Origin of the sequence: Parabacteroides sp. PM6-13, assembly GCF_029892605.1 — a bacterium.
Classification (GTDB): domain Bacteria; phylum Bacteroidota; class Bacteroidia; order Bacteroidales; family Tannerellaceae; genus QVMG01.
This window is the reverse complement of record NZ_JARXWF010000001.1, coordinates 186,066-200,294: the sequence shown is the minus strand read 5'-3', so window position 1 is coordinate 200,294 and position 14,229 is coordinate 186,066. Positions and strand designations below refer to the sequence as shown.

The window sequence follows — 14,229 nt, the reverse complement described above, 5'->3', positions numbered from 1 at the left end:
CCGAAGGTAGTGAATCTGATCATTGAACAAGGGAATACCGCTACCAAAGTGGCTGTGTATGACCAGGGGCAAAACAAAGCCTCTTTTATGTATAAGGATTTCAATTGTGAGCTGCTGGCGCCCTTATTTGAGCAGTATGACCTAACATATGGGATTCTTTCTTCTGTGATAGGGATTGATGCTCGTATGGTGGCCTGCTTGGAGAAACGCTTGAAGCGACTTTTGCAGTTGACGCCGGACACGGCACTCCCCATTCGGATCGGCTACGATACGCCGCATACGCTGGGGAATGATCGCCTGGCTGCTGCCGTCGGAGCCTATACCTTGCAGCCGGGAAGAACGCTGTTGGTGATTGATGCCGGTACGGCAATTACCTATGAACTGGTCGAGGCGTCGGGACTGTATGTCGGAGGGAATATTTCGCCCGGTATGGCAACCCGTTTTAAGGCGCTTCATCACTATACCAAGAAGTTACCTTTGGTATCTGAACAGGAGGAGATCCCGTTGATGGCAACGAATACAGTCGCGGCCATACAGGCGGGAGTGGTCAACGGACTTGTGTACGAAATAGATGGCTATATCGATGCTTTACAGGCAAAATATTCCGACCTTTTCGTTTTTTTAACAGGTGGACATTCGTTTTATTTGCAGGGACGCCTAAAAAACCGCATCTTTGCAGACATTAATTTAGTGTTGACAGGCTTGAATAGAATCTTAGAATATAATGTTGAAAATTAGCAGGGTAGTAGTTATAAGTATTCTTATAGTCACTCAATTACAGGTGTGGGCGCAGAATAATACCAATTCGCCTTATACCCGTTTTGGGTATGGTGAGATAGCCGATCGTTCGTTTGCCGCCGGTCGTGCTATGGGGGGATTAGGTATTGGATTAAGGTCAGGAAAGCAGGTGAATCCCATGAACCCGGCTTCCTATACAGCCGTTGATTCGATGACCTTTATCTTTGATATGGGCGTCCATGTGCAGCGGTCGTGGTATACAGACGGAGAGAACAAGCAGAGCAATTACAATGGTAATCTGGAGTATCTGGCGATGTTATTTCCTATTCATAAACGGATTGCCATGAGCGCAGGGATTCTTCCCTATTCCTTTGTGGGATACGAGTTTGGCGAGTCTGTGACAGAAGGAGCAACGTATAGTAACGTTTTTTCAGGATCAGGCGGTTTAAACGAAGTGTATGTTGGTTTGTCAATAGATATATGGAAGAAGCGTCTTGCATTAGGTGCCAATGTTGGTTACCTGTTTGGAAAGATTGATCATCAGCAAACATCCTCCTTTCCCCAAGAAAGTAGCGCTTGGAATAGCGTGAATATGCAACGGGTGAAAGTGAATGATGTGAAGTTTGACTTCGGTTTGCAATATACGCATCCGCTGAGCGCGACCCAGAAAGTTGTTGTAGGAGCTGTTTACTCGCCGGCAAAACAATTGAATTCAACCTCCTATAACATACTGCAGGTAGGATCGACCTCATCGGGAGGATATATTGAATCGGATACGACCTCCAACCAACGATTTGATTTGCCGAATTCAGTAGGCTTGGGTGTTTCGTATACCAAAAACAATAAGTTGACCGTGGGTGCTGATGTGAAATATGAAGATTGGAGTACGACCTATTTCTTTGACAAGAATGACTCGTTTGACAATCGGTTGCGCATCGCTTTAGGCGCGGAATATATACCGAACTTTCAAGAGCGGAATATATTGAAAAGATCGCGCTATCGCGCAGGAGCTCATTACAGCAACTCCTATCGACAAGCAACGATTCAGAACACGCGGTATGGTTTTAAAGAATATGGTGTAAGTGTGGGTATGGGGATTCCGGTTCGTACAGGATATCCGTATGATGAAAATCGTTCTTTGATCAATATCTCTTTGGAATATGTGAAGGTACAACCGGAATTACGTACGATGGTGAAAGAGCAATATCTGCGTTTGACGTTGAATCTTACATTTAATGAAATGTGGTTCCTGAAACGGAAAATATAAAAACGGAATAATCTAAAAAAAAGAACAGATATGAAACTACGAGTATTTTTATCAGCTTCACTGCTCTTCATGGGAGTGTTAGGAGCAAGTGCACAGAAAGGAATTGATAACGGAACACCTTTTGGCTCAGGAGAAGATAGTATTCGTTGTATTACGGCGAATAGTTTGTATTATCCTTATGCAAAGTCAGGTAACTATGCGGATGCGTTAGAGCCTTGGACAACTGCTTTTACAGAATGTCCGGCTTCGAATAAGAATCTATACCTGTATGGTGTGCAGATTGTAGACTGGCAAATTGCCAATGCGACCGATGCGGCACAAAAAGAAGAATTGATCAACAAATTGATGTTTGTGTACGATCAGCGTATTAAGTATTTTGGCAATGACGCGCGTTATGGTGCCGACTGGATCTTGTCTCGCAAGGCTCAGTCTTATGTTCAACATAAAGGAGAAAACGTCGATCCGAAGTTGCTGCGCGACTGGCTGGTGGTAGCGCTGGACCAATATGGTGAAAAGACAGAACCGATGGCTGTTTCTTACTTTATGTTTGCTTCTCATCGTCTGTTGATCCAGGATCCGGAAGCCAACAAAGCACAGTATATTGAAGACTATCTGCGTTCGACCGCTATTTTCGATGCTCAATTGGTTGCAGCTAATGCGGCAAACAATGAGAAAGACATTAAAACATTGACTACATACAAGACAGGTATCGATGCCGGTTTTGCCGGTAGTGGTGCTGCTGATTGCGAAACGCTGCAGAATATGTACGCTGAGAAAGTGGAGGAGAACAAAGAAAACATGGAATACCTGCAGGAAACATTGGCGTTGCTGAAACGTGTACGTTGTACGGATACCGATGTGTATATCGCGGCTTCTCGTTATATGCACGTGAACAACCCGACAGCGGAATCGGCTGTAGGTTTGGCTAAACAGGCTGTACGTGATAATGATTTTGAATTGGCTATCAAATATTTTGAAGAGGCTGCCAGCCTGGATGAGGATCCGGCATCTAAAGCAGACGATTATTATATGATCGCTGTGATCATGACTAATCAGAACAACTACTCTCGCGCTCGTCAGTATGCGAACAAAGCGCTTGAGCAGGTGCCAAGCTATGGTAAGGCCTATATCCTGATCGGTCAGATGTATGCGGCTACTGCTAAATCGGTTTATCCGAACGATGCAGTCTTGGCGAAGGTGGTTTATAACACAGCTATCGACAAGTTCGAGAGAGCCCGTCAGGTGGATTCTGAAGTGGCTGGTGAAGCAAACAGCTTGATCAACACCTATCGTGCACACCTTCCTTCTACGGAAGATGTATTTATGCATCCGGATATTGAGAAAGGAAAACAATTCAAGGTAGGCGGATGGATCAATGAAACAACGACTATCCGTTAAGAAATGACAAACGAGCGTTTTACTTGTAAAACGAAAAATAGTGGCATAACAACTACCTTTGGGGTGGTTGTTATGCTTCTTTTATTTTCTTTCTATCCTTCGTGTAGCCGCGATAAAGGCGAGGTGGTTACGGTGGAGTTTGATCCGGAAAATACCTATACGATGCGTACGACGGAGATCTCTTCCTTGATATCCGACTCCGGGCTTACGCGCTATCGGGTGGTTAGCCCCGAGATGCTTGTCTTCGACAAAGCATCGGATCCCTTTTATTATTTCCCGCAGGGGCTCTATATAGAGCAGTTTGATACCCTGTTTAATGTGCAAGCGAGCTTCGAGGCGGATACCGCCTATCATTGGACGGAAAAGAACCTCTCGAAAGCCATTGGAAATGTGGTGGTGGTCAATCTGGACGGAGAGCGGTTTGAGACCGACACGCTTTGGTGGGATCAGGAAGGTGAACGTATCTATTCTGATGCCTTTATGCATATCGTCGAGAAGAGCGGACTGGATCTGTATGGGATCGGCTTCTCCTCTGATCAGAATATGACCGACTGGGTGATACGCCGTCCGACGGGATCGGTGCCTGTCACGGAAGAACAGCCTGCCGATACGACCCGTGTCGATGAAGCGGAGATGGTCGCGCTTCCGGAACCCGATGGTGACGATTCGTCCGAATCGCCCCAGGTGCTTCCTGTCTCGAAGGAAATAAAAGTAGAACCTGTACTCTTGATGGAGCGCGATGAGTAATCTTCTTATCTATATCATTATATCCCTTGTTTTTTCTGCCTTTTTCTCAGGCATGGAGATCGCTTTTGTCTCTTCTAATAAATTGCGCTTTGAATTAGATAAGGAGCGGAAGACTTTATCGAGCCGTATCCTGGAGATCTTTTACCGTAATCCCGGGCAGTTTATCTCTACCATGCTGGTGGGAAACAATATCGCCCTGGTGGTTTACGGGTTGCAGATGGCTATATTGCTTGAGCCAACGATCGCCCGCTTTGTGAGTGCTGAGGCGTTGATTGTATTGATACAGTCTATTATATCTACGCTGTTGATACTCTTTGTGGGCGAGTTTATCCCGAAGACAATATTCAAACTGAATCCGAATTTCTCTTTGAATCTGTTTGCTGTTCCGCTGTTGATATTGTATATCTTGCTCTATCCGATCTCTCGCTTTGCCTCTTTCATCTCCTACATCTTCTTGCGGATCGCGCGGGTGAAGGATCTGAACACCTCGGTGAATCGCACTTTGGGAAAGGTCGATCTGGACTATTTTATCCAGCAGACCATCGATGAGACGCCACAGCATCTCTCTGTCGATACGGAGGTTAAGATATTTCAGAACGCCTTAGACTTCTCCAAGGTGCGTTTGCGTGACTGCATTGTGCCGCGAACAGAGATTGTCGCCTGCGACCTTACGGTGGGGGAAGAGGACATACGCACGAAGTTCATTGAGACGGGTCTGTCGAAGATCGTGGTCTATAATGAGAATATCGATGATATAGTCGGTTATATTCATTCGTCGGAATTGTTTAAGCATCCGGACGATTGGCGGCAGCAGATTCAGGAGGTATCGATCGTGCCCGAAACGATGGCAGCTAATAAGTTGATGAAGGCGTTGATGCACGATAAGAAGAGTCTGGCGGTGGTCGTCGATGAGTTTGGCGGTACGTCGGGCATTGTGACGCTGGAGGATATTGTGGAAGAGATATTTGGTGAGATCGAAGACGAACACGATATTAAATCGCATATAGCGAAGAAGGTGTCGGACGACGAATACCTGCTCTCCGGACGGGTGGAGATCGATACGTTGAATGAGATGTTTCAGTTGGATATACCCGAAGCCGATGACTATGCCACGGTGGCGGGGTACATACTGCATCATTATCAAAACTTTCCGAAGCTGAATGAAACGGTCGTAATCGATAAATACTCATTTAAGATCATCAAAGTGTCGGCTACCAAGATTGAACTGGTGCGCATGACGGTGCTTTTATGAAAAAAAAGAAGAGAAATAGTGTTCCATTTTCTTTTTTTTGTATCTTCGCACCCTTAAAAGCAGAATACTAATAAAATAAATAAAATATAATTTAAAAGATACATGGCTACGCTGGAAAAAATCAGAAGCAAAGCAGGACTTCTTATCATTGTTGTAGGGGTCGCATTGTTTGCTTTTATCATTGGTGACTTTTTGAACTCAGGTTCAACGTATTTCCGACAGACTCAAGAAAAGATTGCATCTGTAAACGGTGAAGTAATTTCAATTCAGGATTATCAGGCACGCATGGACGAGATGATCGAAGTCTATAAAATGCAATCGGGTAACGCTAACCTGACCGATGAACTGAACTCGCAGGTGCGCGAATCCGTATTTCAATCCATGGTACGTGAAATGGTATTAGGAGAGGAAACCGACAAACTGGGTATGGTGGTAAGTCCGGAAGAACTGTTTGATATGGTTCAGGGAGAGAACATCTCACCGATGCTTCAACAAATGCCTATGTTTATGAATGAGGCAGGTCAGTTTGATAAGACGGCACTGTTGAACTTCCTGAAGATGATCGACGATGATAATATCGCGAATTATCCGGTAGAGCAACAGGCACAGCTGTTGTCATTGCGCAACTTCTGGTTGTTCTGGGAAAAGAACCTCAAGAGCCAACGTCTGGAAGAGAAATATCTTGGTTTGATGACAAAGGCAATCTCTGCGAATGCATTGGATGCCAAAGATCATTTTGAAGGTAACAGCAATACGAGCGATATCGCTTATGTGATGCAGCCCTATTCTACTATTCCGGATTCAACGATTACGATTTCCAAGGGTGAATTGGAAAAACTCTATAACCAACGCAAAGAGACTTACAAACAAACAGAAGCGAAGGTGATCAACTACATTGCTGTAGACATCGTGCCAAGCGCAGAAGATTTTGCGAAAGTATCTGCTGAGATCGAAAGTGTAAAACCGGAATTTGCCTCTACGACGAATGTAGCGGAAGTGGTGAATGAATACTCTGACAATCCTTACCTGGATGCCTTCTTCTCTGCATCAGCCTTTACCGGTGACGAAGACCTGAAGCATTTTGTGACGACTGCCAATGTGGGCGACGTAGAAGGACCGCTGTTCTCTGGCAATACCTATCGTATGTTCCGTTTGGTGGACAAGGTGGTTGCACCGGACTCAGTGAACGTGAGCCATATTATGTTGGCAGGCATGACGGATGAACAAACAGCTGCTTTGGCTGATAGCTTGGTGGGTGTTTTGAAAAATAAAGGTGATTTCGCTGAATTGGCTGCTCAATACTCTGTTGACCAATCGGCTCAGGCTGGTGGTTTGCTGGGATGGTTTACGGAAGCTACCGCTTTGCGTGGTGTGAACGAAGACTTCAAAACGGCTGTTTTCTCTGCAAACGCGGGCGATATCAAGGTGGTGAAGTCTATGTACGGAACACATATCGTGAAAGTGAATGAGAAGACCTCGAATGTAGACAAATACAAAGTGGCAAACATCAGCATGACTGTTTCCCCGAGCTCTCAGACCTATAGCAACCTGTACAACAATTTGAATCAATACATCTCTGTGAACAATACGCAGGCGAAGTTCGATGAAAACGCACAGGAAGCAGGATATAACCTGGTGAGCAACTTCAACCTTGGAAAGAACGACCAGACCCTTGGGCTTATCAAAAACTCTCGTCAGGTGGTTCGTTGGGCATTCCAATCAAAGAAAGGCGATATGTCTGATATCTTTGAGTGTGATGATAAATTTGTTGTAGCGGTTATGCTGGGAACCATTCCGGAAGGATATCGTTCTTTGGCCTCTGTTACGCCTATCTTGGAAAATGAACTCAGAGCACAGAAGAAAGGTGCGATTATCGCGGAACAGCTGAAATCAAAGAATCTCTCTTCACTGGAAGATTACGCCGCTGCGATGAATAACGCTACGATAGAAGATGTTAAGTTTGTCGGATTCAATACCAGTCGTATCTCTGGCGTAGGTGCAGAACCTAAGATCAACGCGATGGCTGCTGTGTTGCCCGAAGGAAAGGTGAGCGAGCCGATCATTGGTAACAATGGGGTGTATGTGATTAAAGTGGTTCAGAAGAACAAGGCTGAAGGCGAATACAATGAAGCGGAACAAATGGCTTCGGTAAACGGATCCAATGCTTATCGCTTTAGCTATCAGACTGTTCAGGAACTGATTGATCAGGCGGAAGTGGTCGACAATCGCGTTCGTTTCTATTAATAATCAGGAAACATCTTTATAAGATATCGGATCGAGATCGGAAGCTATTCCGGTCTCGATCTTTGTTTATAGCCCCTCTCTCTTTGGTAGAAGCCATCGGTAAGGGCTTTTTTGTGTATCTTTGCATGTCGCAACAAACGTTGTGGCTGTTTGCTGACAAAGAAGCTTCGATATGAATACAAAAAGAGTTTTGCTGGGCATGACACTGCGTGAGCTCACGGAAGTAGCCGGGGAGTTTGGATTGCCTTCGTTTGCTGCCCGGCAGATGGCGGATTGGCTGTATAAAAAGCGTGTATGTCATATTTCCGATATGACCAACCTGCCCAAAGCAAAGCGCCTATTGTTGGAAGAGAAATACGAAGTGGGCGCAACCCCTCCCGCGGAGTCTATGCATTCGCAGGATGGCACCATCAAATATCTCTATGCCGTAGGGGAGGGTCATTATGTGGAGTCTGTTTATATCCCTACGGATGATCGGGCTACCTTATGCGTCTCTTCTCAGGTGGGCTGTAAGATGAATTGTCGGTTTTGCATGACCGGTAAGCAAGGCTTCTCGGCCCATCTGAGCGCGGCTGAAATACTCAATCAGATACAATCCCTTCCGGAGTATGAACGCCTGACCAATATCGTCTTCATGGGCATGGGGGAACCGTTGGATAATACGGAGGAGTTGTTTAAGGTGCTGGAGATTCTTACTGCCCCGTATGGTTACGCCTGGAGCCCGAAGCGTATCACCGTTTCGACCATTGGAGTGGCAAAAGGCTTGGAGCGTTTCCTGGCCGAGAGTGATTGTCATCTGGCGGTGAGCCTGCACTCGCCCTATCCGGCGGAGCGGTTAAGCCTTATGCCGGTCGAAAAGGCTTTTCCTATGCGGGAGGTATTACGCAAAATAAAAGAGTACGATTTCTCTCATCAGCGTCGTGTCTCTTTTGAATATATTGTTTTCAAAGGACTGAACGATAGCCGGCAGCATGCGCAGGATCTGGCGGCATTGTTGCGAGGCATTCCCTGCCGGGTGAATCTGATCCGTTTTCATGCCATTCCGGGTGAGTCGTTTGAGACTTCGGATCTCGCGCAGATGGAGATTTTCCGGGATACCTTGAATGCGCATGGCGTGGTCTGTACCATTCGTTCTTCCCGCGGAGAGGATATCATGGCCGCTTGTGGCCTTCTCTCTACAGCGAAAAAGAATCAAAATAGATAGAAAAGGCTTATGGAAAAAGAGTTATATTTGCATCCTATAAAAGGAAACAATAAAAAAAGAAAAGATATGAAAACGAATTCAATTATTATCTCGCTCTTGTTTGTCCTTTTGTTAGGTGCATGCTCTTCCGCGCCTGTCTTACCCAGTTCAACCGGTTTGGCCTATGAGGTGGTCGTTACGATGACCGAACAGCTCTGGAAAGGGGAAGTGGGCGAAGCGGTGAAAGCCGATCTGGCATCGGAGGTGCCCGGATTACCCCAGGTTGAGCACTCTATGCGTATCACCTATGCCTCTCCTCAGAATTTTAACGGATTATTGACCTATGTGCGCAATCTTTTGATTCTGCGTATCGACGCGACAGCCTATACACAGGTCTCGGTCAATATGGAGCGCAACCGCTGGTCGCGGGGGCAGCTGATTCTTACGCTTAACGCGCCCACAGAGGCCGAAGCGATTGCTTACCTGACAGAGAATCCCAAGGTGCTTGTTAATCAGTTTGTGAAAGAGGAAATGACGCGTGCTGTCTCCTTGTTCGAGAAGACCTACAGTCAGGTTGTCTATGAAGGAGTGAAAAAGAAATTTGATGCCGAATTGAAGGTGCCGGATAACTTAACCTACTACCGCGATACGGCTGATTTCTTCTGGGCCTCCAACAATGCCGGAACAAGCCGTATGGATGTGGTCGTCTATTCTTTCCCTTACCGGGATGAAAACACCTTTACCAAAGACTACCTGGTCAATAAGCGCGATTCTATTATGAAGCTCTATATGCCGGGTGCTTTCCCTAACTCTTATATGACAACGGAAACGCGCTATGTGCAGCCCCTTTATTCGCCGATCACTGTGAAAGGAAAATACTGTGGGGTGTTGCGTGGCTTATGGCGTATGCAGGGCGATATGATGGGAGGGCCTTTTGTGAGCCATGCCCGCCTGGATGAAGCCAACAACCGGGTGGTCGTAGCGGAAGGCTTTGTCTACGCGCCTGAAACCGATAAACGAAATACGATTCGCCGCATAGAGGCGGCATTATATACGTTACGTCTGCCGGGTGAAGAAGAGCTACCCAATGAGGTGGTTGTCATTCCCTGACAAGAAATAGAAGAATAAACAAATAAGAAGCATGAGCGAACGAATGATAAGAGTGGGTATCACGCAGGGTGATATTAATGGTATAGGCTATGAGGTGATACTGAAAGCCTTCGGTGATAATCGTTTGGCGGAGATGTGTACGCCTATTATTTACGGCTCATCCAAGATCGCCGCCTTTCACCGTAAGACGCTTGATCTGCCCCCTGTGAACCTAAGCCAGATCTCCAAAGCTGAAGAGGCGGGGCTCAATCGGGTCAATATCATCAACTGTGTGGCGGATGAGACCAAGATAGACCTGGGGCAATCGACCGAGGTAGCCGGAAAAGCTGCCTTCGATGCCTTGGAAGCTGCCGTGAATGACCTGAAACGCGGTGTGATCGATGTCTTATTGACAGCGCCTATCAATAAGGCGAATATACAGAACGATCAGTTTCATTTTCCCGGACATACGGAATACCTGGAAGAGCACTTCGCCCGGGAAGACCAGAAGGCGTTGATGATTCTGATGACAAACGATATCCGCGTGGCGTTGGTGACCGGCCATATCCCTTTGGCACAGGTGGCATCGACGTTGAAGCAAGAGGATATCATCACCAAATTAGTTGTGTTTAACGCCGCGTTGAAGAAAGATTTCGGTGTTATTAAGCCGCGCATCGCGGTGCTCTCACTGAATCCGCATGCCGGTGACGGTGGTCTTTTGGGCAACGAAGAGCAGGAGCTTATTATACCTGCTATGCAGGAGGCTGAGCGCAAAGGCGTGATGTCTTTTGGTCCCTATGCGGCGGATGGCTTCTTCGGGTCACGAATGTACGAGTCGTTTGATGGCGTATTGGCCATGTATCACGATCAGGGCTTGGCTCCTTTCAAGACATTGGCTATGGAAGAGGGCGTGAATTATACGGCCGGTTTGTCAATCGTTCGCACCTCTCCGGCGCATGGCACCGGCTATGATATTGCCGGGCAAAACAAAGCCTCCGAAGAATCGTTCCGACAGGCATTGTATGCTGCTTTGGATGTTTACCAGAATCGGAAACGATACAAAGAGGCTACGGCTAATCCGTTGCGGAAGCAATACTTCGACAAAGGTGGAGACAATGTGAAGCTCGACCTGACCAGAGATGACGCGGAAACGCTTTGATTGAGCCCAGTATTGTCCGTGTTTCGCCCAATGGAATGGGGACTCTTTTCAATACTTTCCTTTTACGGATAGGAAGTTTTTCAGTATGTTTGTCGGATAAAATAAAAGTTTGGCATGTTTAAAGATAAAACAATCGTATATACTTCGGGAACATTCGATATGTTCCACTACAATCATCTGCGGATGATTAATTATGCCCGCGCGTTGGCGGATATTCTGATCGTTGGTGTTAGCTCGGACGAGTTGGTCTCTTCCTATAAGGCGCCCCCTATCATTCCTTTCAATGAGCGCTTGCAGATCATCGAAGCCCTGAAGACGCCCGATATCGTGATCCCTCAGCATACGTTGGATCATACGGAGATCGTGAAGAAGCTCAATATTGACGCGTTTGTCGTAGGCGATGATTGGTGGGGTAAATATGATTACCTGAAAGACCTGGGTGTACAGGTATTCTACTTCCCTTACGGCACAGGTGTCTCTTCTTCCAATCTAAAGAAAACCATTCACGACAGTTATGAGGCAACCCTCCAGTCGCAACGCCAGGCCAAGCCTGTGAAGATCGAAGGGTTGGGCGAGAAATAACGAATCTATGAATAAGTATGTTTGCATAACCGGAGGTACCAAAGGTATCGGTAAGGCGGTAGCGATCTGTCTGGCACAGAGCGGTTACTCTTTGTTGCTTACTTATGGGTCTGATCAGGCGTCTGCCGAAAAGACCCGGCAGGAGCTGGAAGAGGGCTATGACGTGAAGGTATTAACGCTGAAAGCCGACAGTACCGACAGAGCCTCTATCGAAGTCGTCGGTCAGTTTCTGGAGGTAAACGATATCCTACTCGACGCGATGGTGTTCAACGCGGGCATTACCTGCCGCGATCCGTTCGAAGAAATGTCGCTGGAAGAGTGGGAGCGGGTATTCTTTGCCAACGTGCATTATCCGGTCTTTCTCCTGCAACGCATAGTAGGCCGCATCCGTAAGGGCGGAAGTGTTGTCTTTACCGGATCGCTTATGGGGGTGCATCCGCATTCCGTTTCGTTGGTGTATGGCACGACCAAGAGCGCGGTGCATGCCTTGGTGCGCAACCTGGTGAAGCATCTTACGCCGTATGATATCCGTGTGAACGGCGTGGCTCCCGGCTTTGTGGATACCGAATGGCAGAAAACCAAACCGGCGGAGATACGCCGCAATATCGAAAATAAAATCTCCCTCAACCGTTTCTGTGAGCCGGGCGAACTGGCCGAGGTCTATAAGATGTTGATCGAAAACAACTACCTGAACGGAGAGGTGATCGTGGTCGACGGGGGATATTCCTATAAATAACAAAGAATGAAGAAAGAAGATAAACGCAAAGAATACGAATCGTCACTCAAATCGATCGAAACAGAAAACAAAATAGACCGGATCTTCTATCGTCCGATAGGATTCTCCTTGGCTCGTGCCTTGAAAGGGACAGGTGTTACCCCGAATACGATTACGGTTATTTCTATCTTTGTCGGCGCTGCTGCCGGCTTTCTGTTCTATTCCGAGAATATTTACTACAACTGCCTCGGCATCCTGTGTCTGGTGTGCGCGAATATTTTAGACTGTGTCGACGGACAGTTGGCGCGTATGACCGGCATCAAATCGGAGATCGGGCGCATCCTCGACGGGGTGGCGGGTGATATCTGGTTTGCTTCCATTTATATCGGCTTCGCCCTGCGTTTGTCTCATTTATACGGCACCTATTGGTTTTTTGCCTTAGCCGTCTTGTCGGCCTTGTCTCATCTGTTGCAGGCCAATATTACCGACTACTATAAAACCCTTCATCTCTATTTCATCAGCAAGGAGAAGGGGAAGGAGTTTCAAACCGTAGACGATGTCGATGCCATCTATGCCGCTATGAAGCCCGGTGTCAATAAGGTGTTTTATTTTTTCTATCGTTGGTACACGCTGGTGCAGATGAAGGCAACGCCTCAGTTGCAACGCATGCTGGCGAGCCTGAAGGCGCGTTATGGCGATGATATCCCGGAAGAGATACGTCTCTCATTCCGCGGACAGAGCAAACGCATCATGTCGCGCTATATTGACCTGCTGACATTCAACGGACGCACGATTTTTATGTTTCTAGTTGTCTTGTCCGGCTTTTTTGTGTCGCCGACGCTTGTCTGGGTATATTACTTATATGAAATAATAGTTCTGAACTGTATATTAGTCATTGGGATGCGTAAGCACGAAAAAATGTGTGCATCTTTTGTATAGATCATTATGAAAAAGACTGTAATAGACATCTATGACCTACAGGAAATGGTGCCGTTTTTCAAGTCTAAATTCGGTACATTTCTGGGAAAGCTAACTCTCAAATGGTTGGGAGTAAATAAAGTAAACAGGGTTCATTCCAACAGCTGTCATCTTCGGGGAGCTGATTTCACCTCCGCTTTGTTGAACGATCCTTTGATCGATCTGCACTACAAGGTACATAACGAAGAGTTGTTGAAAGATCTTCCGGAAGGCGCTTTTGCGACTGTCTCGAATCATCCGATCGGTTCGTTGGACGGCATTATCCTGATCGACATCTTTGCCAAATACCGTCCTGATTTTAAAGTGATGGTAAACGGTTTTCTGACACGGATAGGAGCGATGGAAGACAATTTTATTTCCGTTGTGCCTGAATCCAGTAAGCAGGACGAGAACGCGCCTGTCAATATCAACGGTGTCCGTCTGTCTCTGCAACGATTGAAAGAGGGGCATCCGATGGGATTTTTCCCGGCAGGAGCCGTATCGATGTATAATGAGGAAAAGAAGAAGATAGTCGATCTCCCCTGGACACATAGCGTGATTCGATTGATCCGTAAGTCTAAAGTGCCTATTTACCCTGTTTTGTTCGATTTCCTGAATACGCGTTTCTTCTATTGGCTGGGCACCATTGATTGGCGTATCCGTACGTTGCGTATGCCGGCGGAAGCCTTTAATAAGCGTGGGCGTACTGTCGATGTCTACCTGGGCGAACCCATCACGCCGGAGCAGATCCAGCAGATGACCGACGAAGAGGTAGCCGATTTTCTCTACCAATCCACCTACAACGCCAAGAAATAACAGGCGCTTTTTTGACACCTTGTTAGGGGGCTAAAAAAATTCTCACCCGCATGAGAAAAAATTCTCACCCGGGTGAGAATTT

Annotated in this window: 13 protein-coding genes; all 13 read left to right on the top strand. The window is 46.7% G+C overall.

Annotated features, from left to right (window positions below; all coding sequences use genetic code 11):
• Window positions 1–9: 9 nt before the first annotated feature.
• Entirely contained in the window at window positions 10–738 is a 729-nt protein-coding gene (locus tag M2134_RS00780) for a type III pantothenate kinase (RefSeq protein WP_280758102.1), read from the top strand.
• Window positions 725–2,005, top strand: coding sequence for a hypothetical protein (locus M2134_RS00775; RefSeq protein WP_280758101.1), 1,281 nt, complete (start codon window positions 725–727; stop codon window positions 2,003–2,005). The genes M2134_RS00780 and M2134_RS00775 overlap by 14 nt, the downstream gene beginning before the upstream one ends.
• A 30-nt stretch (window positions 2,006–2,035) precedes the next feature.
• A complete protein-coding gene (locus M2134_RS00770) occupies window positions 2,036–3,403 on the top strand; it encodes a hypothetical protein (protein WP_280749491.1) in 1,368 nt (455 codons plus the stop codon).
• A 3-nt stretch (window positions 3,404–3,406) separates the two neighbouring features.
• Window positions 3,407–4,150 carry an LPS export ABC transporter periplasmic protein LptC gene (locus M2134_RS00765; RefSeq protein ID WP_280749490.1) on the top strand — a complete coding sequence of 248 codons (744 nt, stop codon included), beginning with the start codon at window positions 3,407–3,409 and terminating at the stop codon, window positions 4,148–4,150.
• The gene (locus M2134_RS00760; RefSeq protein ID WP_280749489.1) at window positions 4,143–5,402 is read left to right on the top strand and encodes a hemolysin family protein; all 1,260 of its coding nucleotides are present in this window, start codon (window positions 4,143–4,145) and stop codon (window positions 5,400–5,402) included. The genes M2134_RS00765 and M2134_RS00760 overlap by 8 nt, the downstream gene beginning before the upstream one ends.
• A gap of 102 nt (window positions 5,403–5,504) precedes the next feature.
• Window positions 5,505–7,646, top strand: a complete 2,142-nt coding sequence (locus M2134_RS00755; protein WP_280749488.1) for a SurA N-terminal domain-containing protein — start codon at window positions 5,505–5,507, stop codon at window positions 7,644–7,646.
• A gap of 172 nt (window positions 7,647–7,818) precedes the next feature.
• Window positions 7,819–8,850: a 23S rRNA (adenine(2503)-C(2))-methyltransferase RlmN gene (gene rlmN / locus M2134_RS00750; protein ID WP_280749487.1), complete on the top strand. Its 1,032-nt coding sequence runs from the start codon at window positions 7,819–7,821 to the stop codon at window positions 8,848–8,850.
• A 66-nt stretch (window positions 8,851–8,916) separates the two neighbouring features.
• Window positions 8,917–9,939: a DUF4837 family protein gene (locus tag M2134_RS00745; protein ID WP_280749486.1), complete on the top strand. Its 1,023-nt coding sequence runs from the start codon at window positions 8,917–8,919 to the stop codon at window positions 9,937–9,939.
• Between the two features lie 31 nt (window positions 9,940–9,970).
• Entirely contained in the window at window positions 9,971–11,077 is a 1,107-nt protein-coding gene (gene pdxA, locus M2134_RS00740; protein WP_280749485.1) for a 4-hydroxythreonine-4-phosphate dehydrogenase PdxA, read from the top strand.
• A gap of 114 nt (window positions 11,078–11,191) precedes the next feature.
• On the top strand, window positions 11,192–11,659 hold the full coding sequence (locus tag M2134_RS00735; protein WP_280749484.1) for an adenylyltransferase/cytidyltransferase family protein: 468 nt from the start codon (window positions 11,192–11,194) through the stop codon (window positions 11,657–11,659).
• A 7-nt stretch (window positions 11,660–11,666) separates the two neighbouring features.
• A complete protein-coding gene (locus M2134_RS00730) occupies window positions 11,667–12,395 on the top strand; it encodes an SDR family oxidoreductase (protein WP_280749483.1) in 729 nt (242 codons plus the stop codon).
• A gap of 6 nt (window positions 12,396–12,401) precedes the next feature.
• Window positions 12,402–13,313, top strand: coding sequence for a CDP-alcohol phosphatidyltransferase family protein (locus M2134_RS00725; RefSeq protein WP_280749482.1), 912 nt, complete (start codon window positions 12,402–12,404; stop codon window positions 13,311–13,313).
• A 6-nt stretch (window positions 13,314–13,319) separates the two neighbouring features.
• Window positions 13,320–14,147, top strand: a complete 828-nt coding sequence (locus M2134_RS00720; RefSeq protein WP_280749481.1) for a lysophospholipid acyltransferase family protein — start codon at window positions 13,320–13,322, stop codon at window positions 14,145–14,147.
• The last annotated feature ends 82 nt before the right edge of the window (window positions 14,148–14,229 follow it).

Excerpts from the sequence above, each read along its gene's own strand:
- M2134_RS00720 (WP_280749481.1), top strand. The coding sequence starts at position 13,320 with ATGAAAAAGACTGTAATAGACATCTATGACCTACAGGAAATGGTGCCG.
- M2134_RS00765 (WP_280749490.1), top strand. The coding sequence starts at position 3,407 with ATGACAAACGAGCGTTTTACTTGTAAAACGAAAAATAGTGGCATAACA.
- M2134_RS00745 (WP_280749486.1), top strand. The coding sequence starts at position 8,917 with ATGAAAACGAATTCAATTATTATCTCGCTCTTGTTTGTCCTTTTGTTA.
- M2134_RS00760 (WP_280749489.1), top strand. The coding sequence starts at position 4,143 with ATGAGTAATCTTCTTATCTATATCATTATATCCCTTGTTTTTTCTGCC.
- M2134_RS00770 (WP_280749491.1), top strand. The coding sequence starts at position 2,036 with ATGAAACTACGAGTATTTTTATCAGCTTCACTGCTCTTCATGGGAGTG.
- M2134_RS00755 (WP_280749488.1), top strand. The coding sequence starts at position 5,505 with ATGGCTACGCTGGAAAAAATCAGAAGCAAAGCAGGACTTCTTATCATT.
- M2134_RS00725 (WP_280749482.1), top strand. The coding sequence starts at position 12,402 with ATGAAGAAAGAAGATAAACGCAAAGAATACGAATCGTCACTCAAATCG.
- rlmN (WP_280749487.1), top strand. The coding sequence starts at position 7,819 with ATGAATACAAAAAGAGTTTTGCTGGGCATGACACTGCGTGAGCTCACG.
- pdxA (WP_280749485.1), top strand. The coding sequence starts at position 9,971 with ATGAGCGAACGAATGATAAGAGTGGGTATCACGCAGGGTGATATTAAT.
- M2134_RS00775 (WP_280758101.1), top strand. The coding sequence starts at position 725 with ATGTTGAAAATTAGCAGGGTAGTAGTTATAAGTATTCTTATAGTCACT.
- M2134_RS00735 (WP_280749484.1), top strand. The coding sequence starts at position 11,192 with ATGTTTAAAGATAAAACAATCGTATATACTTCGGGAACATTCGATATG.
- M2134_RS00730 (WP_280749483.1), top strand. The coding sequence starts at position 11,667 with ATGAATAAGTATGTTTGCATAACCGGAGGTACCAAAGGTATCGGTAAG.